The organism is Bacillus sp. BS98 (assembly GCF_008432245.1).
GTDB classification, from domain to species: Bacteria; Bacillota; Bacilli; order Bacillales; family Bacillaceae_G; genus Bacillus_A; species Bacillus_A toyonensis.
Genome location: NZ_CP043830.1, coordinates 4,632,501 through 4,651,635 on the forward strand (window position 1 = coordinate 4,632,501; position 19,135 = coordinate 4,651,635).

General features: G+C 36.9%; 23 protein-coding genes (1 of these 23 running past the window's edge). 11 read left to right on the forward strand and 12 right to left on the reverse strand.

Annotated features, from left to right (window positions below):
• On the forward strand, window positions 1-796 hold the 3' portion of the coding sequence (locus F0362_RS24185; protein ID WP_000842336.1) for a potassium channel family protein. 200 nt of this gene lie to the left of the window's left edge; the window shows 796 of its 996 coding nt (coding positions 201-996); its start codon lies off the left edge, out of view; the stop codon is at window positions 794-796.
• On the opposite strand, the gene F0362_RS24190 is transcribed toward F0362_RS24185, so the two are convergent.
• A complete protein-coding gene (locus F0362_RS24190) occupies window positions 783-1,196 on the reverse strand; it encodes a YugN-like family protein (RefSeq protein ID WP_000612324.1) in 414 nt (137 codons plus the stop codon). The genes F0362_RS24185 and F0362_RS24190 overlap by 14 nt on opposite strands.
• A gap of 108 nt (window positions 1,197-1,304) precedes the next feature.
• Window positions 1,305-2,657 carry a glucose-6-phosphate isomerase gene (locus F0362_RS24195; RefSeq protein ID WP_000103665.1) on the reverse strand — a complete coding sequence of 451 codons (1,353 nt, stop codon included), beginning with the start codon at window positions 2,655-2,657 and terminating at the stop codon, window positions 1,305-1,307.
• A 275-nt stretch (window positions 2,658-2,932) separates the two neighbouring features.
• On the opposite strand from F0362_RS24195, the gene F0362_RS24205 reads away from it, so the two are divergent.
• A complete protein-coding gene (locus tag F0362_RS24205) occupies window positions 2,933-3,166 on the forward strand; it encodes a DUF378 domain-containing protein (RefSeq protein WP_000105788.1) in 234 nt (77 codons plus the stop codon).
• Window positions 3,167-3,276: 110 nt separating this feature from the next.
• Here the strand turns inward: F0362_RS24205 and yugI are convergent, their stop codons facing one another.
• From yugI to F0362_RS24220, 3 genes are all read right to left on the reverse strand, one after another.
• Complete coding sequence (gene yugI, locus F0362_RS24210; protein WP_000003767.1) at window positions 3,277-3,621, reverse strand: S1 domain-containing post-transcriptional regulator GSP13; 345 nt, start codon at window positions 3,619-3,621, stop codon at window positions 3,277-3,279.
• A 253-nt stretch (window positions 3,622-3,874) separates the two neighbouring features.
• Complete coding sequence (locus tag F0362_RS24215) at window positions 3,875-5,065, reverse strand: aminotransferase (RefSeq protein WP_000808548.1); 1,191 nt, start codon at window positions 5,063-5,065, stop codon at window positions 3,875-3,877.
• Window positions 5,062-5,559: an Lrp/AsnC family transcriptional regulator gene (locus tag F0362_RS24220; protein WP_000255688.1), complete on the reverse strand. Its 498-nt coding sequence runs from the start codon at window positions 5,557-5,559 to the stop codon at window positions 5,062-5,064. Before F0362_RS24220 ends, F0362_RS24215 begins: the two co-directional genes overlap by 4 nt.
• A 243-nt stretch (window positions 5,560-5,802) precedes the next feature.
• On the opposite strand from F0362_RS24220, the gene F0362_RS24225 reads away from it, so the two are divergent.
• Both F0362_RS24225 and F0362_RS24230 read left to right on the forward strand, forming a co-directional pair.
• The gene (locus F0362_RS24225; protein WP_149890002.1) at window positions 5,803-6,783 is read left to right on the forward strand and encodes a 2-hydroxyacid dehydrogenase; all 981 of its coding nucleotides are present in this window, start codon (window positions 5,803-5,805) and stop codon (window positions 6,781-6,783) included.
• Between the two features lie 109 nt (window positions 6,784-6,892).
• A complete protein-coding gene (locus F0362_RS24230) occupies window positions 6,893-7,732 on the forward strand; it encodes an alpha/beta fold hydrolase (protein ID WP_001015213.1) in 840 nt (279 codons plus the stop codon).
• Between the two features lie 181 nt (window positions 7,733-7,913).
• On the opposite strand, the gene F0362_RS24235 is transcribed toward F0362_RS24230, so the two are convergent.
• Window positions 7,914-8,165, reverse strand: coding sequence for a YugE family protein (locus F0362_RS24235; protein ID WP_000537646.1), 252 nt, complete (start codon window positions 8,163-8,165; stop codon window positions 7,914-7,916).
• A 117-nt stretch (window positions 8,166-8,282) separates the two neighbouring features.
• Between F0362_RS24235 and F0362_RS24240 the strand changes: the two genes are divergently transcribed.
• Entirely contained in the window at window positions 8,283-9,434 is a 1,152-nt protein-coding gene (locus F0362_RS24240) for a MalY/PatB family protein (RefSeq protein WP_098820182.1), read from the forward strand.
• A gap of 117 nt (window positions 9,435-9,551) precedes the next feature.
• Here the strand turns inward: F0362_RS24240 and sodC are convergent, their stop codons facing one another.
• Together sodC and F0362_RS30640 are read right to left on the reverse strand one after the other, a co-directional pair.
• Complete coding sequence (gene sodC / locus F0362_RS24245; protein WP_000829097.1) at window positions 9,552-10,091, reverse strand: superoxide dismutase [Cu-Zn]; 540 nt, start codon at window positions 10,089-10,091, stop codon at window positions 9,552-9,554.
• A 68-nt stretch (window positions 10,092-10,159) separates the two neighbouring features.
• Window positions 10,160-10,336, reverse strand: coding sequence for a hypothetical protein (locus F0362_RS30640; RefSeq protein WP_000982764.1), 177 nt, complete (start codon window positions 10,334-10,336; stop codon window positions 10,160-10,162).
• Between the two features lie 165 nt (window positions 10,337-10,501).
• On the opposite strand from F0362_RS30640, the gene F0362_RS24250 reads away from it, so the two are divergent.
• Window positions 10,502-10,885: a kinase-associated lipoprotein KapB gene (locus F0362_RS24250; protein WP_001209349.1), complete on the forward strand. Its 384-nt coding sequence runs from the start codon at window positions 10,502-10,504 to the stop codon at window positions 10,883-10,885.
• Between the two features lie 41 nt (window positions 10,886-10,926).
• Here the strand turns inward: F0362_RS24250 and kapD are convergent, their stop codons facing one another.
• A complete protein-coding gene (gene kapD, locus F0362_RS24255; RefSeq protein WP_000344367.1) occupies window positions 10,927-11,550 on the reverse strand; it encodes a 3'-5' exonuclease KapD in 624 nt (207 codons plus the stop codon).
• Window positions 11,551-11,839: 289 nt separating this feature from the next.
• On the opposite strand from kapD, the gene F0362_RS24260 reads away from it, so the two are divergent.
• Window positions 11,840-13,165 carry an ArsB/NhaD family transporter gene (locus tag F0362_RS24260; RefSeq protein WP_000545233.1) on the forward strand — a complete coding sequence of 442 codons (1,326 nt, stop codon included), beginning with the start codon at window positions 11,840-11,842 and terminating at the stop codon, window positions 13,163-13,165.
• A gap of 110 nt (window positions 13,166-13,275) precedes the next feature.
• Here the strand turns inward: F0362_RS24260 and F0362_RS24265 are convergent, their stop codons facing one another.
• Window positions 13,276-13,743: a hypothetical protein gene (locus F0362_RS24265; protein ID WP_000390112.1), complete on the reverse strand. Its 468-nt coding sequence runs from the start codon at window positions 13,741-13,743 to the stop codon at window positions 13,276-13,278.
• A gap of 117 nt (window positions 13,744-13,860) precedes the next feature.
• Between F0362_RS24265 and F0362_RS24270 the strand changes: the two genes are divergently transcribed.
• Window positions 13,861-14,574 (forward strand): DNA alkylation repair protein, encoded by a 714-nt coding sequence (locus tag F0362_RS24270; RefSeq protein WP_000553336.1) that lies wholly within the window; start codon window positions 13,861-13,863, stop codon window positions 14,572-14,574.
• Between the two features lie 346 nt (window positions 14,575-14,920).
• Window positions 14,921-16,297 carry a glycine--tRNA ligase gene (locus tag F0362_RS24280; protein WP_000287143.1) on the forward strand — a complete coding sequence of 459 codons (1,377 nt, stop codon included), beginning with the start codon at window positions 14,921-14,923 and terminating at the stop codon, window positions 16,295-16,297.
• Window positions 16,298-16,336: 39 nt separating this feature from the next.
• Here the strand turns inward: F0362_RS24280 and F0362_RS24285 are convergent, their stop codons facing one another.
• Window positions 16,337-16,720, reverse strand: coding sequence for a hotdog fold thioesterase (locus F0362_RS24285; protein WP_001140604.1), 384 nt, complete (start codon window positions 16,718-16,720; stop codon window positions 16,337-16,339).
• 93 nt (window positions 16,721-16,813) lie between these two features.
• Between F0362_RS24285 and F0362_RS24290 the strand changes: the two genes are divergently transcribed.
• Both F0362_RS24290 and F0362_RS24295 read left to right on the forward strand, forming a co-directional pair.
• Window positions 16,814-17,557, forward strand: coding sequence for a DUF3298 and DUF4163 domain-containing protein (locus F0362_RS24290; protein ID WP_000810657.1), 744 nt, complete (start codon window positions 16,814-16,816; stop codon window positions 17,555-17,557).
• 50 nt (window positions 17,558-17,607) lie between these two features.
• Complete coding sequence (locus F0362_RS24295; RefSeq protein WP_001252145.1) at window positions 17,608-18,201, forward strand: biotin transporter BioY; 594 nt, start codon at window positions 17,608-17,610, stop codon at window positions 18,199-18,201.
• Window positions 18,202-18,246: 45 nt separating this feature from the next.
• Here F0362_RS24295 and galU read toward each other — a convergent pair whose 3' ends face one another.
• Window positions 18,247-19,134 (reverse strand): UTP--glucose-1-phosphate uridylyltransferase GalU, encoded by an 888-nt coding sequence (gene galU / locus F0362_RS24300; protein ID WP_000757817.1) that lies wholly within the window; start codon window positions 19,132-19,134, stop codon window positions 18,247-18,249.
• Window position 19,135: the final 1 nt, after the last annotated feature.

Sequence of the window (19,135 nt, forward strand, 5' to 3'; positions counted from 1 at the left end):
TACACTAATAGGCAAACTCATCGGTATGAGTATTATTTTATTTGGAACCGGTTTTTGTTCTTATTATATGGTTCTATTCGCCACTGATATGATTAATAAACAATATATGAAAGTTAAAGGAGAAGAAGCTGCGACTGCTAGCGGTCATATGATTATTGTCGGCTGGAACGAACGGGCAAAACATGTTGTAAAACAAATGCACATCTTACAACCAAACCTTGATATCGTTTTAATTGATGAAACACTTTCTTTACTTCCAAAACCATTTCATCATTTAGAGTTTATAAAAGGTTGTCCACATCACGATCAAACGTTATTAAAAGCTAACATTACAACGGCACACACCATATTAATAACGGCTGATAAAGAAAAAAATGAAAGCTTAGCTGATACACAGTCCATCTTAAATATTTTAACTGCAAAAGGACTTAATCCAAACATTCATTGCATCGCTGAACTTCTTACTTCGGATCAAATTCAAAATGCAACGAGAGCTGGTGTATCAGAAATTATAGAAGGAAATAAATTAACGAGCTATGTATTTACCGCTTCTCTTTTATTTCCTTCTATTTCAGGTGTACTATTCTCACTTTACGATGAAATCTCTGATAACAAATTACAACTGATGGAGCTTTCTCCGCCTTGCACCGGACAAACTTTTGCAAATTGTAGCTATACTCTTTTAAAACAAAACATTCTCTTACTAGGTATAAAGCGTGACGATCAATATATGATTAACCCAGTCCATACCTTCATTCTTATCGAAAGCGACATACTCATTGTTATTCACCATTAAAAAAGTGACGCTCTAGTTCCTGTACTAATACTTTCCCAATATTAATATACTTACTTTTCACATCTCCATCTGGATCTTTCGGCTCAGCAAATTGATCAAATCCGCTCGTTCCAGCTGTTAACGCATTCACATTATCATCTAGTTCGTCTTGATACACATGCGAAAGAATATACGGCGTTTCAAGACGGACTATTACACCAGGCACATCTAATTCCCCATCCACAGCTGTAAATGGCACTCGTAAAAATTGATAGCCATCTTCTTCGTCGATTTTGTAATCAAAGCACCCTTTATCGTAATCCCAATTGCCACCAATACTATATCCAAGTGGTTTCATAACCTCTTCTAACTTATATAACGCATATGTATGTCCTTTTAACTTTGATTGAATCGGAATCAAGCCCATCCCTCCAAGACTTTTCCTTTAGCATACCCATTCTAGTTTGAATATACCGATGGACATTTCAGTAAAATAATAAAAAGCGACCGGAGATCCGGTCGCTTTTTATTATTTTAAACGCTCTTCTAATTCTGCTTTTAATTCTTCAAATCCTGGTTTACCAAGTAAAGCAAACATGTTTTTCTTGTATGCTTCTACTCCTGGTTGGTCAAATGGATTTACGCCTAATAAGTAGCCGCTCATCGCACATGCTTTTTCGAAGAAGTATACAAGGTAACCGAATGTGTACTCATTTAATTCAGGAATATTTACGATTAAGTTTGGTACTCCGCCATCGCTATGTGCAAGTAATGTGCCTTCATATGCTTTTGTGTTTACGAAGTCTACAGTTTCACCTGCAAGGTAGTTTAATCCATCTAAATCGTTTTCTTCTGATTCGATTGTCAGTTCATGTGTAGATTTACCCACTTTAAGAACTGTTTCAAATAAGTCACGACGACCTTCTTGAACGTATTGACCTAATGAGTGTAAGTCAGTTGAGAAATTTGCTGAAGATGGGAAAATACCTTTTTGATCTTTTCCTTCACTTTCACCAAATAACTGTTTCCACCACTCAGCGAAGTATTGAAGTGCTGGCTCATAGTTAACAAGCATTTCAATTGTTTTTCCTTTATTGTATAAAGCGTTACGAACTACTGCGTATTGATAAGCTGGGTTTTCTTCTAGTTCTGATGCCCCGAAGTCGTCATGGCCAGCAGCTGCACCTTTCATCATCTCTTCAATATTTAAGCCACTTACTGCGATTGGTAATAAACCAACTGGCGTTAATACAGAGAAACGTCCTCCAACATCATCTGGAATTACGAATGTTTCGTAGCCTTCGTTATCAGCTAATGTTTTTAATGCACCACGCGCTTTATCTGTAGTTGCATAAATACGTTTGCGAGCTTCTTCTTTTCCATACTTCTCTTCTAATAACTTACGGAAAATACGGAATGCAAGTGCAGGCTCTGTTGTTGTACCTGATTTGGAAATAACGTTAATAGAGAAGTCTTTACCTTCTAATACATCCATTAAATCTTTCATGTAAGTGGAGCTAATGTTTTGTCCAACAAATAGCACTTGTGGAGTTTTACGTTGTTCTTTAGAAAGCGTATTGTAGAATGAATGGTTTAACATTTCGATTGCTGCACGTGCTCCTAGGTAAGAACCACCGATACCTACAACAAGTAAAATGTCAGAGTCATTTTTAATTTTTTCTGCGCATTTTTGAATGCGAGCAAATTCTTCTTTGTCATATTGAAGCGGAAGCTCTACCCACCCAAGGAAATCGTTCCCAGCTCCAGTTTTTTCGTGGATTGCATGATGTGTTACTTTCACTGCATCACGTAAATAAGTGATTTCATGTTCACCGATGAAGGATAACGCTTTAGAATAGTCGAACGTTACGTGTGTACTCATCTTTTTCCCTCCAATTATGGATATGTATTTCTGTATTCACTTTAGCGAAACTGAAGTTGTAAATCAAGCGATTCAACCAGTGTAAACGTAACCAATATATATTTTTTAGAAAAAGTTCATTTTTTGCATAAAAATTCGCATTTTTCGGTATAGATGTATATACATCCTTTTTTCACACATTTTTTATGTATAAAAACAACATAACTGCACCATTCTATAAAAGAGTTGATTAACTCAGCGCTTGCTCATGCTTCACAATTAAGGGGGGCTTTTTCATGAGTACATTGCAACGTATCGCATTAGTCTTTACTGTAATTGGTGCAGTAAACTGGGGACTAATCGGGTTCTTCCAGTTTGACTTAGTAGCAGCCATTTTCGGCGGACAAAACTCAGCTCTTGCACGTATTATTTACGGCATCGTTGGTATATCTGGGCTTATCAATCTTGGTTTACTCTTTAAACCATCTGAAAATCTTGGTACACACCCAGAAACAAACGAAATTCGATAACCAGTATGTCCTCTTCACCTCCGACATACGAATATGATTGCATGCAATCATATTTGCAAATATATATCATAAGATAAAGTAAAAGAGGAACGCTCATATGCGCTCCTCTTTTACTTTGTTAACTCGGACTCTTCAATCCATTCTGTCAGCTTTTCTCGCAACGTATTAAATCCGTCCTTAGATGGATTCGGTATAAGAATCCTTCCTTGTTTTCTTTTCGCCGCTTTTAACGATAAACTCATTTTTCTGTGCTCTTCATCAATTGAAAGTACTTTTACTTCTACTGTATCGCCGACTTTCAAAAAGTCATGAATATCCTTTACATATCCATTTGTAATTTCAGATATATGCACAAGTCCTTGTGTTTCTGCATCTAACGCTACAAATGCACCGTAATCTTGAATTCCAGTCACTTTCCCTGTTACAACCACTCCTGTTGTATATTGTTCTGACATATGAAACACTCCCATACGTTTACCATTTTCTCTACAAATGTAGATTGCAAAACAGATGTACTTATTTTAAATATCCGATTAATTAGTACGCCTGTTACGTATCGCTGCCTAACAGGCGCATACCTTATATTAGTAAATTATACCACTATGATAGAACTCATTCAAAATTCACGAAAAAATTTCCTGTAGCACGTATAATTCTCCAATATTGGGATAGAATACTAACACATGGCTTTCTAGTATTCCCCCCCTTTTATGGACAAAACGTATTATGTTTTGTCCTTTTTTTATTCTCAACGAACCGTTCCATTCTCTTCATTGCTTCCATAAGTTGTTCAAGCGATGTTGCATACGAACAACGAATAAATCCTTCACCACTTTCTCCAAATACACTTCCAGGTACAACAGCCACTTTTTCTTCTAGTAATAACTGTTCTGCAAATTCCACTGAAGTTAGTCCAGTTGAAGCAACAGAAGGAAAGACATAAAACGCTCCGCCCGGCACATGACACGTTAATCCCATCTCATTGAAAGATGTCGCCATAAAATTACGGCGTTTCTTATAGCTATCTCTCATTCGAATGACTTCATCATTCCCTCCGCGTAATGCTTCAAGAGCTGCGAACTGGGACATCGTTGGTGCACACATCATGGAATATTGATGAATTTTAAGCATCAACTCTGAAAATTGAACGGGAGCTGCGATCATACCGAGACGCCATCCTGTCATCGCAAATCCTTTTGAAAATCCCGAAATTAAAATCGTATGTTCGCGCATGTTTTGAATGCTCGCGAAACTCGTATACACTTCGTCATATACAAGCTCTGCATAAATTTCATCAGATAATACGATTAAATTGTACTTCTCAACCATTACTGCTAACTTTTCTAGTTCGGATTTGTTTAACATTGCACCTGTTGGATTATTAGGGGAACAAAGTAAAATTGCCTTTGTTTTCGCTGTAATAGCTGCTTCAATTTGTTCGGGTTGTACTTTAAACTCTTTTTCTAAAGTAGTCGCTATAGGAACTGGAACTCCTCCAGCTAATGTTACAAGCGGTGCATAAGAAACGAAGCTCGGTTCAATAATGAGTACTTCATCATCAGGATTTATAATGGCACGCATCGCTACATCTAACGCTTGGCTCGCTCCAACTGTAACAATGATTTCATCGTTTGGATCATAAGATACTGCAAATTGTTTTTTTAGATACTTTGCTATTTCTTGACGGAGCTCCAATAATCCTGCATTTGCTGTATACGCTGTATATCCTTGCTCTAAAGAACGGATACATGCTTGCCTTACATTCCAAGGTGTAACAAAGTCAGGCTCTCCCACTCCAAGTGAAATAACACCTTTCATACTTGCGGCTAAATCGAAAAACTTTCGAATACCAGACGGTTGTAAAGATTCTGCTACTCTAGATAGTTCAAACTGCTTCATGGTGTCACCACAATCCGCTTATCATCATCGTTTTTTTCATAAATAATTCCCTCATGTTTATACTTCTTCAAAATGAAATGAGTTGTTGTAGAAACGACAGATTCAATCGTTGCTAATTTCTCAGAAACAAACATCGCTACTTCTCCCATCGTCTTTCCTTCTAATGTAATAGAAAGATCATATGTCCCTGACATTAAATACACGGATTTCACTTCTGAATAGCGATAAATTTGTTCAGCAACTGCATCAAACCCAACACCGTGCTTCGGCGTAACTTTCACATCAATCATCGCTGTTAAACCCGTATGTTCTTTTACTTTTGTCCAATCAATATGTGTTACATAATCCACAATAATCTTTTCACTTTCTAATTTCGCAACCATCTTCTTCACTTCTTCTGCTTCTATATTTAACAGCTTTGCCAATGTATCTACAGACAAACGACTACTTTTTTCAAGACAAGCCAATAATTCTAATTCCTTTTCAGTCACCATATAAATCATCCTTCCTTTTCGTTTCTGTCTAAATTATACAAATACCCTTTCCAGTTTGAAAAGAAGATTTTTTTAGAGAATTATGTCAAAATAAAGTGAAACTTTAATCAGCGGAAAGGTTCATCCCGCTGATTATTAGCCCACACCAATCGGGCTTTTACGGGCAGTTAGTCTCCCCCTATCTTCTTTGCTTCAGGCATTTTTAGGGGCGGGAGGCTTATTGTCCGTTAACAAGGGATAAAAGTGAGAGGGGATGGAACCGTGAAACCAAAAGTATATATCGCTGAACCAGTTCCAACATTTGTAGAAAACTATTTATCAGAACACTGTGATTATGAAACATGGAATCAAAATGAGAAAGTACCTCGTGATGTTCTATTAGAGAAAATACAAGATAAAGATGGGTTATTAAATTTCGGATCTGCCATAAATGAAGAATTGTTAAATGTTGCACCGAAATTAAAAGTAGTGAGTAACATTTCTGTTGGCTATGATAATTTTGATTTACTAGCGATGGAAAAGCGAAATGTCATCGGAACGAATACACCATACGTATTGGATGATACAGTAGCTGACCTCGTTTTCGCTCTTATGTTATCTGCTGGTCGTCGTGTTTGCGAACTCGATTCCTATGTGAAAAATGGTGAGTGGAACGCTGAAATCGGAAAAGAACATTTCGGACTAGATGTGCACCATAGTACAATCGGTATTATCGGAATGGGACGAATTGGTGAGGCCGTTGCAAAACGAGCAAAATTCGGATTTGATATGGATGTTCTTTATTATAACCGTCGCCGTAAAAAAGAAGCAGAGCAAAAATTCGATGCTACATATTGTGATTTACAGACGCTACTAAAACAGTCTGACTTTATTGTTCTTCTTACTCCATTAACAGATGAAACGTATCATCTTATCGGAGAAAAGGAATTTTCATTAATGAAAGAAACAGCAATCTTCATTAATGCTTCTCGCGGGAAAACAGTAGATGAAGAAGCTTTAATCCATGCCTTAACAGAAAAGAAAATCTTTGCAGCAGGCATTGATACTTTTACACAAGAGCCGATTCAAAAAGATAATCCGCTCTTATCATTACAAAAGGTTGTGACTTTACCGCACATCGGATCTGCGACATTAAAAACTCGGCAGCAAATGGCCATGACAGCCGCTGAAAATTTAGTTGCAGGGTTACAAGGAAAAACACCGCCTAATATTGTTCGCGGGTAATGATGAATAAGCGAAAGGCAAGATGACAATGTCATCTTGCCTTTTTTTGTTAACATATTTTTTTCTACCTTGGAGATGATATGAACAAAAATCAATGGAGTGACAAAAAATGAATCATGAATATACTTGTCCTTATTTCACTTTTTCCACTCGCGGCACTACTATTCATTACGAATTGTATGAACATAAAAATAAAACAAAACGTCCTACTTTCGTACTCGTTCACGGCTTTTTATCTTCCTCATTCAGTTACCGCCGTCTCATTCCTTTACTATCGAAAGCAGGAACAGTACTGGCTCTTGATTTGCCTCCATTCGGAAAAAGTGATAAGTCTCATCTCTTTAAGTATTCTTATCACAATTTAGCAACCATTATTATCGATTTAATCGAACATTTATCTCTCTCAAATATTGTGTTAATTGGGCATTCTATGGGCGGGCAAATTTCTCTCTATGTAAACCGTATACGTCCTGAACTAATCTCAAAGACGATTTTACTATGTAGCTCTAGCTATTTAGCACGCGCAACCTTACCTTTACTGTATTCTTCTTATTTACCGTTCTTTCATTTATACGTAAAGAACTGGATTATAAGGCGCGGAATTGTTCATAACTTAATGAATGTCGTTCATGATCACTCATTAATTGATGATGAAATGAAGGAAGGCTACTCCGCTCCTTTTTATGACAACCGTATATTCCCCGCCCTAACTCGCATGATACGAGACCGTGAAGGTGACTTATCTTCAACTGAATTACAAAAAATTGAAACGCCTATACTACTCATTTGGGGTGAAAAAGATCGCGTCGTCCCTGTACATGTAGGACACCGTCTCCATAAAGATTTACCGAATTCAACATTTATCTCTTACGAAAATACAGGGCATTTACTACCTGAGGAAAAGCCTGAACATGTTTATGAAGAAATTATCGCTTTTTCCGCGCAATAAAGTGAAACTTTAATCAGCGTAATGTTTCACCCCGCTGATTATTAGCCCGCACCAATCGGGCTTTTACGAGCAGTGGGTCTCCCACCTCACTTCTTTGCCTCAACCGTCTTTTTAGGTGGGGGTCTTACTGCCCTGCAAATAGCGGGATAATATAAAAAAGACTGTCGGAAATTCCGACAGTCTATAATGAGCAACTTCCGCCTTCTTTTAATACAAGTAACTCTTCAGCTAATTTCTCACATTTTTCAAGCGCAGGTACTTCCTCAAAAGACATAAAGTATATATGTTGAATCTTCTTTGCAATATATTTCGAATCGTCAAACACAGTTACGACGTTCACTACATCGCTCGCTTCTGTTTCATAAAACTCCGGTCCCATTCGAAACGGATCCCAATTCTTCACAACCTCTATCATCTTTTCATATGTACCCATCTACTTCCCGCCTTTTCACTTTTTAATACTTTTCTTTATCCTATCACATCAGCTATTCTATAAGAAGAGAGAGAACTTTCATAACTTAGCAGTTTCACAGAAGAAAGGGGCAAACATATGCAGCTATTTCATAAAACGGTAAATCGGCGCGGAACACATAGTACAAAATGGGATACTTATAAAAACGAAGAACTCATTCATGCCTGGATTGCCGATATGGATTTTGAAGTACCAAAACCAATTCAAACTGCATTACAAAAACGTATCGAACACCCTATTTTTGGCTATACACTTCCACCTGAACATATTGGAGACATTATTTGTAACTGGACAAAAAAACAGTACAACTGGGATATTCAAAAAGAATGGATCGTATTTAGTGCGGGGATCGTTCCAGCTCTTAGTACGAGCATACAAGCTTTCACAAAAGAAAACGAACCCGTTCTTGTACAACCACCTATTTATCCTCCATTTTTCGAAATGGTTACAACAAACAACAGACAATTATGCGTGAGCCCATTATATAAACAAAATGGCGCATATATGATAGACTTCGATCATTTAGAAAAACAATTTCAACAAGGGATTAAACTAATGCTTCTTTGTAGTCCTCACAATCCTATTGGACGCGTTTGGACGAAAGACGAGCTAATGAAGCTCGGAGCGTTATGTACAAAATATAATGTAATTGTTGTCTCAGATGAAATTCATGCCGATATTATTTACGGAGATCGTACTCATACACCATTCGCCTCTTTATCTGAAGAATTAGCAGCACGTACCATTACTTGTATGGCTCCAAGTAAAACATTTAATATAGCTGGATTACAAGCATCTATCATTATTATTCCAAATGAAAAACTACGTAATACCTTTACGTCTATTCAATATAGACAAGGGTTCCATGGGCTAAATATATTTGCTTATACAGCGATGCAAAGCGCCTATACAGAATGTAATGATTGGCTAAATGAAATCCGACTATATATAGAAGATAACGCTCAATTCGCTTGTGAATATATCAAAAATCACATACCTACTCTTTCCGTAACGAAGCCAGAAGGTAGCTTTTTATTATGGATTGATTGTTCTCACCTAAAACTTTCTCAAAACGAGCGCACCACGTTACTTGAGGAAAAAGGAAAACTTATCGTCGAACCTGGTGAAAAGTACGGATTAGGCGGCGAAGAACATATTCGAATTAACATTGGCTGCCCACGATCTGTTTTAGAAGAAATTTTAAACAGACTGCGCCATACGTTTTCATAATAAGAAAGGAGGTTGTCCCAAAATCGTTTTGGAACAACCTCCTTTCTAAATTTTCATTAGTAGATCAATATATTTTTACTTATATTTCACAAAGAAAGCTACCATCCACGGTAGCTTTTACTTTTTCTTCATATCCGACGCTTTTTTTACAATCACACCGCAAGCAATTCGATCACCAGATTTACCCGTTGGTTGTGTCATGCCATCATCAGGGTTTTCAGTAATAATAATAGACGCTCCATCTTTTCTATGAATCGTCGTTTTCCCTTCTTCAAGCGTTATGTGCGGTGCATCGATATCCGCTTTAATCTTTCCAGAACCATCTGCAATTACATTCGGTAAATCACCATTTTCCGCACCCTTCGGATTGAGTAAGCCATGCTTTTTATTATCTGGATTAAAATGATTACCAGACGATTCAAAACGAGGCGCTTTACACTCTCCAATTTCATGTACATGTATGCCGTGCGGACCAGGTGCGAAACCTTCCCCTTTAATCGTAATTTTCACTCCACTTGTTTGCTGAACTACTTTCGCAGTCCCTACTTCATCTCCTGAAGCATTATGTAATTTCACTTCAATTTCTTTCGGCTTTCCTTGGTCACAACCTGCCATCAGAAATAATAAACAACAACTGAAAAAAAGCCGTCTTTTCATTCTATTCCCTCCAAAATACATTCTGCCCTTAGATTGTCCGAGCATAGAGGGAAACATACAAAAATGAATTACCGTTTCTTTTCAGCTAAAAGCTTTTCTTCTACTTTCTGTAATCGCTCTGCTTCTCGTTTGGACACACGAATGAACATACGCCACGTAGCAACGGCACCAATGATAAATAGAACGCAAACAATCCCTGGAATAATATATTCTGTTTTATCTTCCGGAAAATATAAAGGCATCATATGAAACACTCCTTATTGTAGGATTCAAAAACCATCAGAATTTTCTGTTATATTATTTTAAATTATAGTTGAACCAATTCATATTCTCAAGGGGGCGTTCCGAAAGCGAATGATTTCTTTGACTCCTTCTCCTACTTTCCTTACTATAAACTTGAGGTGAAAAATATGAGAGAAACATTTGAAATTGGTGAAATCGTTACTGGTATTTATAAAACGGGAAAATACATCGGCGAAGTTACAAATAGCCGCCCGGGCAGTTACGTCGTAAAAGTATTAGCTGTTTTAAAACATCCGGTGCAAGGTGACTTACATAACGTAAAACAAGCTGACGTACCATTTTTCCATGAAAGACGTGCTTTAGCTTTCCGTGAACAGACGAACATTCCACAACAAATGGTGAAGAAATATGAAGGAGAGATTCTAGATTATACAGATTCACTCAAATTAGCATTAGAAACTCAAATGAATTCATTTTCTGAAGATGATTCACCTTTTGCGGTTCGTAGTCTAGAAACATTAGAGCAGTTAAAAAAAGACTACAAACTTTAAAAAAACAAAACGACCAAATTACATACTGTGCAATTTGGTCGTTACTGTGTACTCACTTTCTTTAACACTTTTGAAAAGTCCACGAGTTCCCCTAATGTTGGAGGTGCTGGTTTCACTAAATACTCTTTATCTTTTTCTACTAATTTAAAAATATTGTACGTCGTCATCGCATCATCTAGCGCACAATGATGCTTACCCGTTCCTACTTTTCCATACGCCTCAATCGCTTTCCATAATCCTGTTTGATTTCTTTCTCCAAAAAACTTCTTATACTCAAGCGATAAATCACGACACTGTCCGAAAAACGGAAAAGCTACTCCCGACATTTCACAATTATGCTTCAGCACTTTCATATCCATATTTCCCCACGTTACAATGGTCGGTTTACATCTTTTTTCGTATTCTGCAAGTTTATCAATGAGTTCAGGAAATGAAATTCCTTTATCCACGATTTCTTGTTTAATTCCTAAAAATTTCTTGCATCGATCCGTTAAAGAAGGAAATGTTTTCGGCCTGACATGTGATGAATACGTATCTTCTACCTTACAACCTACAACCGAGACGAGTCCTACCTCAATAATTTCCGGGAAAAACCCTTTTGGTTTCTTTCGATGCTGGGGCATCGTAAACTCAAAATCTAAAAATAAAAATCGTTGTTCATCCATACGATCCCTTCCTTATCATCTTTGTCATTCCTTTCTATTTGACACTCCTACACGAACAAGCTCGAATGCTAATTCCATTTTAAATATTCAGATTGGATGTATCTTATATATATGTCAAATGCCCACAAATATTTTTAAAAATGAGAAAAAATGACCTATGCAGAAAATATGACAAAATCCCTCCTTTCATTTACATCCGCAGTTTTTCTACTTTATAATGACGTTATGTGTGTTTCATCTAGTTAATATTTGACACACTAAGAAAAATGAATGAAAGGAGATGAGATTTTTGCACGAAACAACGCAAGAACTCGCTAACTGGCAGTATTATTTTGCTATCGCAGTCTTTTTAATTACATATGCCATTATTATTTCTGAAAAAATTAATCGCGCTGTCATCGCACTTCTTGGTGCAGCACTCATGGTAATTGTGGGGGTCGTCGATTTACATAACGCCTTTACGAAACATATTGAATGGGGAACGATTACGCTACTCATCGGTATGATGATTTTGGTGAACATTACGAGTAAATCCGGTGTTTTCCAATACGTTGCCATTAAAGCAGCAAAAGGGGCACAAGGAAATCCAATTAAAATTTTAATTTCCCTTTCCCTACTTACCGCGCTTGGCTCCGCATTTTTAGATAACGTTACAACTGTACTTCTTGTTGTTCCAGTTACTTTATCTATTACGCGCATCTTGCAAGTAAATCCTGTTCCTTATTTACTTTCTGAAATTATTTTTTCAAACATTGGGGGAACAGCAACATTAATTGGTGATCCGCCAAATATTATGATTGGTTCTGCAAATAAGCACCTAGACTTCAATGCTTTCTTACTGAATCTAGCACCAATCGTAATTATTATTATTGCAGTTACAGCAACAATACTTTACTTCATGTACCGTAAACAATTAATTGCTGATCCTGTACAAGTTAAAAAATTAATGAGCTTAGATGAAAAACAATACATTAAAGATCCAGTATTAATGAAAAAATCTTTAACAGTACTTGGACTTACAATTGTAGGTTTCATGACTCATTCCATTTTCCATGTTGATGCAGCTATTATCGCCTTGACTGGTGCTACTGTACTTATGCTAATCGGTGTGAAAGAACATGAAATTGAAGAAGTATTCGCAAGCGTAGAATGGGTGACGATTTTCTTCTTCGCGGGACTATTCGTACTCGTTGGAGGACTTATCGATATCGGTCTTATCAAAATGTTAGCTCAAAAGGTAGTCGGAATAACAGGCGGAGATATTTCTCATGCATCTATCCTTATTCTATGGGTATCTGGTATCGCCTCTGCAACAATCGATAACATTCCATTCGTTGCAACAATGATTCCACTTATTAACGATATGGCAGTTGGGCTAGGTTTATCACCTTCTGACGCACAAATCGACGTATTATGGTGGGCATTAGCATTAGGTGCTTGCCTAGGTGGAAACGGAACTTTAATCGGGGCTTCTGCTAACGTAATCGTAGCCGGAATCGCAAGTCGTGAAGGACATAAATTTAGCTACATGGAATTCCTTAAAGTCGGCTTCCCAATTATGATTGTTTCATTAATCATTTCTCATATTTACATTTATTTACGCTATCTTATGTAGTAGAAAAAGGGCTGTCCTATGTGGCAGCCCTTTTTTCTTGGTCAACGAAATATCAATTAACCAACAAAGAGCTGTTCCAAAATAGCTTCGAAACAGCTCCCCGCATATATCTACTCGTTATATCTTACCGGCTCATTTCGGATAATGAATAAATGAATCGGCAAGAAAACCGAAAATGTGATTACATGAATAATCGTAAATAGTATAGAGTTCGTTCCATATCTGTCTAAAATAGCATAGATGAGATAAATGGACAGCACAATCGATACGGCTGTTGCTAGTAAACTTATAATTGGTACGAAGTTAAAGATGAAACATGCGACATATATACCGAATACTTTCCACCCTGCCTCTTCTTTCAAGAAATCTGGTAATTTATCCTTCGCCAAGTCACCCCACGTCTTACTATTCAAAAATGGAATAAACGCAAGAACCCCATCAGTTGCACCATCATTTTTTGCCATTGTATAAAGTGCAAAAGCCGTTAACAAATACGAAATAATTGCCCAAATTATTATAACAAGAATAAACGCAAAACTAAGAGCAAAGAAACCTGCTAGTACGCTCTGATCTTCCATCTTATCCTCTCCCCTCTCTTTTCAACATATTTCATTACATTGCAAGTTATGTTTTAAAATTTAACCAAACTCTTTGTATAATAAGAGAAGAAAGGTAATAAGAGAGGAGAAACACTTATGCATCCATTTGTACAAGCATTACAAGAGCATTTTACAGCTCATCAAAATCCTGAAAAAGCAGAACCAATGGCTCGTTATATGAAAAATCACTTCCCATTTCTAGGTATTCAAACACCGGAAAGACGCCAATTATTAAAAGACGTCATTCAAATACATACTCTCCCAGATAAAAAAGACTTCCAAGTTATCGTACGTGAACTTTGGAACTTACCAGAACGTGAATATCAAGCTGCCGCACTTGATATTATGCAAAAATATAAAAAGCATATAAACGAAACTCATATCCCATTTTTAGAAGAACTTATTGTTACGAAATCTTGGTGGGATTCTGTTGATAGCATCGTTCCTACATTTTTAGGTACTATCTTTTTACAACATCCCGAATTAATTTCTGCATATATTCCAAAATGGATTGCATCAGATAACATATGGTTACAACGTGCCGCTATTTTATTCCAACTAAAATATAAACAAAAGATGGATGAAGAACTTCTTTTCTGGATTATTGGACAACTACATTCTTCAAAAGAATTTTTCATTCAAAAAGCGATCGGCTGGGTTCTTCGCGAGTATGCAAAAACAAAGCCTGATATCGTTTGGGAATACGTGCAAAATAACGAGCTTGCCCCGCTCAGTAAACGTGAAGCAATTAAGCATATTAAACAAAATTACGGAATAAATAACGAAAAAATAGGCGAGACTCTATCATAGATAGACGCGTTCCTCTATTGAGATTTAAAAAAGAACGTGTTAGAATATGTTCATTATTATTAATATAAGTAGCGATGACGGACTTATAAGTACTTGCACAAAAAGCGATTCAGGGATAGTGAAAGCCTGAAGACGCAAGGAAACGGCAGTCTCGAGCATTACATGATAAAGTGGATGCACCTTTTGTGTATCAACTAGGGTGGAACCGCGGGCAAACGCTCGTCCCTAGGCAAATATGCCTTGGGATGAGCGTTTTTTTATGTTTTTCAAAGCATATACTGCTCATTTCACAAGTACCAGAGCACGTCATCGCCAATACGTTAACTTTCAAAAGGAGGATTTTATTATGTATTCAATGGAACAAGTTGTAAACTTAGCGAAACATCGCGGTTTTGTTTTCCCTGGTTCTGAAATTTACGGTGGTCTTGCAAACACTTGGGATTACGGTCCACTTGGAATCGAATTAAAAAATAACGTTAAAAAAGCTTGGTGGAAAAAATTCATTCAAGAATCTCCACACAACGTTGGTTTAGATGCAGCTATTTTAATGAACCCAAAAACTTGGATCGCTTCTGGTCACGTTGGTAACTTCAACGATCCAATGATCGACTGTAAAAAATGTAAAGCGCGTCACCGTGCTGACAAATTAATTGAAGATGCATTAGATGCAAAAGGCATTGAAATGGTTGTTGACGGTCTTACTTTCGACCAAATGGCTGACTTAATGAAAGAACATGAAGTAAAATGTCCTGATTGTGGTAGTGAAGAGTTCACTGAAATTCGTCAGTTCAACTTAATGTTCAAAACATTCCAAGGTGTTACAGAGTCTAGCACAAACGAAATCTTCCTTCGTCCTGAAACAGCACAAGGTATTTTCGTAAACTTCAAAAACGTACAACGCTCTATGCGTAAAAAACTTCCATTTGGTATTGGCCAAATTGGTAAGAGTTTCCGTAACGAAATTACGCCTGGTAACTTCACATTCCGTACACGTGAATTCGAACAAATGGAACTTGAATTCTTCTGTAAGCCTGGTGAAGATTTAGAGTGGTTCGCATTCTGGCGTGAAACTTGTAAAAACTGGTTACTTTCACTTGGTATGCATGAAGAGAGCATGCGTCTTCGTGACCACGGTGAGGAAGAGCTATCTCACTACAGTAACGCAACAACTGACATTGAATTCAAATTCCCATTCGGTTGGGGCGAACTATGGGGCGTTGCATCTCGTACAGACTTCGATTTAAAACGTCACATGGAACACTCTAACGAAGACTTTAACTATATCGATCCACAAACGAACGAGCGTTACGTACCATACTGCATCGAGCCATCTTTAGGCGCAGACCGTGTAACATTAGCGTTCTTATGTGATGCATATGAAGAAGAGCAATTAGAAAACGATTCTCGTACAGTTCTTCGTTTCCACCCTGCTTTAGCACCATACAAAGCAGCAATCTTACCATTATCTAAAAAGCTATCTGAAGGTGCTACTGAAGTATTCGCAGAACTAGCTAAAGACTTCATGGTAGACTTTGATGAAACTGGTTCTATCGGTAAACGTTACCGTCGTCAAGACGAAATCGGTACACCATTCTGTATCACATACGACTTCGACTCTGTTGAAGACAAAGCTGTTACAGTACGTGACCGTGACACAATGGAACAAGTTCGTATGCCAATTAGCGAACTAAAAGGTTTCTTAGAAAAGAAAATCCAGTTCTAATTATAAAAAAAGAGGCTGCTCATGAGAGCTGCCTCTTTTTTATTTTTCACGTTTTTCTTTAATTGCTACTGTACATCTTGAAATACATATTAAATCATCATTTTCATCAATGATACGAATATCCCAAACCATCGTTGAATGTCCTCTATGTATCGGTGTCCCGATTGCTGTTACGATTCCATCTTTCTTTGAGCGAATATGATTTGCATTAATTTCTAGACCGAAACAAATACATTTCTCTTGATCAATTAAATTATATGATCCAACACTTGCTACTGTTTCCGCTAACGCTATAGAAGCACCACCATGTAAAAATCCAAACGGCTGATGCGTACGCTCGTCAACAGGCATCGTAGCAACTACTTTATCTTCTGTCATTTCTAACAACTCAATTCCAAGTGAGTCCATTAAAGTTTTTGCCATATCGTTTTCGCCTTCTCTCTTTAATTAAATGTATAATTTTACCTATTTATTTTCAAACTACCTATAACACTTATATAAGGAGGTTTCACCACAATGAAACAGAAACTTTGTATACTATTGCTCATGTTCTCCTTGCTGACTATTGTACCAAATTGTGCAATGGCAGCCAAAGCATCTAACCTGACAATCGATGTTCAGACTATAACGCAAAAAGGTAAGAAACCTTATATAGAATATCAAATTAGTAGGCCTTCTTTTCACAATTTTTCCGATTCTAAATTTCAAAATAAGCTCAATTTCTATTACAAAAAATCTACTGACAAATTTAAAAACAAATTAGAAAAAGAAGCAAAAAAATATTATAAAGAAACAGAAGGGTCTAGTACACCCTTCCATCCGTACGTGGCGAATGTTGATTATAAAATCTCCTTAAATAAACCACCTTTTCTCAGCCTATATGTGAATTACTATCAATATACGGGCGGGGCACACGGCCTTTATACGTGGAAAGCAAACACATTTGATTTAAATGAAAAAAAATTACTACGCTTAGACGATTTATTTCAACAAGAAGATAAATATAAAGAAGTAATCCGTGCAGAAATTGTAAGGCAAATTAAACAAAATGAAAGTATTTATTTTCCTGATGCAACGGAAAAAGTAATGAGTGCTAAAAAGTTTCACTTCTTTTTAGAACCAAACAATCTCGTTATTTATTTCCCTTTATATGAGATCGCTCCTTATTCAAGCGGCATTCCACAATTTCGTATTCCGTATACGTTGCTAAGAGACTATTTGAAGCCTTCTTATCAAAATAATTTGATTGACAACAAGTAAATATTTTCGCTACGATAATGTTAACCTAAAAACAACAGGAGGTTAACATTATGAGAAGATTTCATGTTTTAGATTTAGCATTAGCTGCCATGTTTGTTGCTCTTATGGCCATTGGTGCAAATATTGTATCTTGGGCGCCATTCCTGCAAATAGCGGGCGTTCCGTTATCTATGCAACCATTTTTCGCAATTTTAGCAGGCCTTCTTCTTGGAAGTAGACTTGGTGCATTATCAATGACTGTGTATATGCTAGTTGGCGTAGCCGGCGCACCAATCTTCGCTAACTTCAAAGCTGGATTCGGAGCACTTTTAGATCCTACTGGTGGTTTTATTATCGCATTTATTATCGTTGCTTACGTATCAGGAAAAATAGTAGAACAAAAAGAAAGACCAACATTCAGTACATTTGCTATCGCTTCTTTCACAGGAATCATTTTAACTTATATTATCGGTACTACTTACATGTACGGGGCGGTCAATCTCTTCATGGGCGGTAATATGAGTTATAAAGCTGCCTGGATGATTATGATGTGGTTTGCAGTAAAAGATATTGCATTTACAATTATCGGTGCTATTATCGCACCTCGCATATACTATGCTGTACGCCGTTCTGCTTATCAACGTTCTCATTCGACGATTTCTTAATAAAAAAGAGTTATTTCAGTACACTGAAATAACTCTTTTTTTATATTAAGACTCTTGTTTCGTTTGTTCTTCTAAAATTCTCTTCATCATTGTAACCATGTCACCACGTAATTCTGGGTGTTGCAGGGCCATTTCAATTGTCGTTTGAACGAATCCTAACTTTTCACCAACATCGTAGCGTTTTCCTTCGAAGTCGTAAGCAAATACTCGTTGAATTTCATTTAAGTTTTGAATTGCATCTGTTAACTGAATTTCACCGCCAGCACCGACATTTTGCTGTTCTAAGAACATGAAAATTTCAGGCGTTAAGACGTAACGTCCCATAATTGCTAAGTTTGATGGTGCTGTACCTGCTGCTGGTTTCTCAACGAAATTACGAACTTGGTAACGACGTCCTTCCTGCTCTAATGGGTCGATAATTCCATAGCGATGTGTTTCATCTTCTGGAACCGTTTGTACACCAATAACAGAAGAAAGTGTTTTATCATATTCGTCCATTAACTGACGTAAACATGGTTTTTCAGCTTGAACGATATCATCACCTAATAAAACAGCAAATGGCTCATCACCGATGAATTTACGTGCACACCAAACTGCGTGTCCTAATCCTCTTGGTTCTTTTTGACGGATATAATGAATGTCTACCATTTTTGAAGAAGCCTGTACTTTTTCAAGTAACTCATACTTTTTCTTTTCTAATAAATTTTGCTCTAATTCAAATGCATTATCAAAATGATCTTCAATAGATCGCTTTGTTTTACCAGTAACGATAATAATATCTTCGATTCCTGATTGTATTGCTTCTTCGACAATATATTGAATAGTTGGTTTATCTACTATCGGTAACATTTCTTTTGGCATTGCTTTTGTAGCTGGTAAAAAACGTGTTCCTAATCCAGCTGCTGGGATTATCGCTTTTCTTACTTTTTTCATA

Coding starts and splice junctions, on each gene's coding strand:
- F0362_RS24265 (WP_000390112.1), bottom strand. CDS start 13,743: ATGGAAGATCAGAGCGTACTAGCAGGTTTCTTTGCTCTTAGTTTTGCG.
- F0362_RS24205 (WP_000105788.1), top strand. CDS start 2,933: ATGAGTACATTGCAACGTATCGCATTAGTCTTTACTGTAATTGGTGCA.
- galU (WP_000757817.1), bottom strand. CDS start 19,134: ATGAAAAAAGTAAGAAAAGCGATAATCCCAGCAGCTGGATTAGGAACA.
- F0362_RS24285 (WP_001140604.1), bottom strand. CDS start 16,720: ATGGCAAAAACTTTAATGGACTCACTTGGAATTGAGTTGTTAGAAATG.
- yugI (WP_000003767.1), bottom strand. CDS start 3,621: ATGTCAGAACAATATACAACAGGAGTGGTTGTAACAGGGAAAGTGACT.
- F0362_RS24250 (WP_001209349.1), top strand. CDS start 10,502: ATGAGAGAAACATTTGAAATTGGTGAAATCGTTACTGGTATTTATAAA.
- F0362_RS30640 (WP_000982764.1), bottom strand. CDS start 10,336: ATGATGCCTTTATATTTTCCGGAAGATAAAACAGAATATATTATTCCA.
- F0362_RS24215 (WP_000808548.1), bottom strand. CDS start 5,065: ATGAAGCAGTTTGAACTATCTAGAGTAGCAGAATCTTTACAACCGTCT.
- F0362_RS24295 (WP_001252145.1), top strand. CDS start 17,608: ATGAGAAGATTTCATGTTTTAGATTTAGCATTAGCTGCCATGTTTGTT.
- F0362_RS24195 (WP_000103665.1), bottom strand. CDS start 2,657: ATGAGTACACACGTAACGTTCGACTATTCTAAAGCGTTATCCTTCATC.
- F0362_RS24235 (WP_000537646.1), bottom strand. CDS start 8,165: ATGGGTACATATGAAAAGATGATAGAGGTTGTGAAGAATTGGGATCCG.
- kapD (WP_000344367.1), bottom strand. CDS start 11,550: ATGGATGAACAACGATTTTTATTTTTAGATTTTGAGTTTACGATGCCC.
- sodC (WP_000829097.1), bottom strand. CDS start 10,091: ATGAAAAGACGGCTTTTTTTCAGTTGTTGTTTATTATTTCTGATGGCA.
- F0362_RS24230 (WP_001015213.1), top strand. CDS start 6,893: ATGAATCATGAATATACTTGTCCTTATTTCACTTTTTCCACTCGCGGC.
- F0362_RS24280 (WP_000287143.1), top strand. CDS start 14,921: ATGTATTCAATGGAACAAGTTGTAAACTTAGCGAAACATCGCGGTTTT.
- F0362_RS24290 (WP_000810657.1), top strand. CDS start 16,814: ATGAAACAGAAACTTTGTATACTATTGCTCATGTTCTCCTTGCTGACT.
- F0362_RS24270 (WP_000553336.1), top strand. CDS start 13,861: ATGCATCCATTTGTACAAGCATTACAAGAGCATTTTACAGCTCATCAA.
- F0362_RS24240 (WP_098820182.1), top strand. CDS start 8,283: ATGCAGCTATTTCATAAAACGGTAAATCGGCGCGGAACACATAGTACA.
- F0362_RS24220 (WP_000255688.1), bottom strand. CDS start 5,559: ATGGTGACTGAAAAGGAATTAGAATTATTGGCTTGTCTTGAAAAAAGT.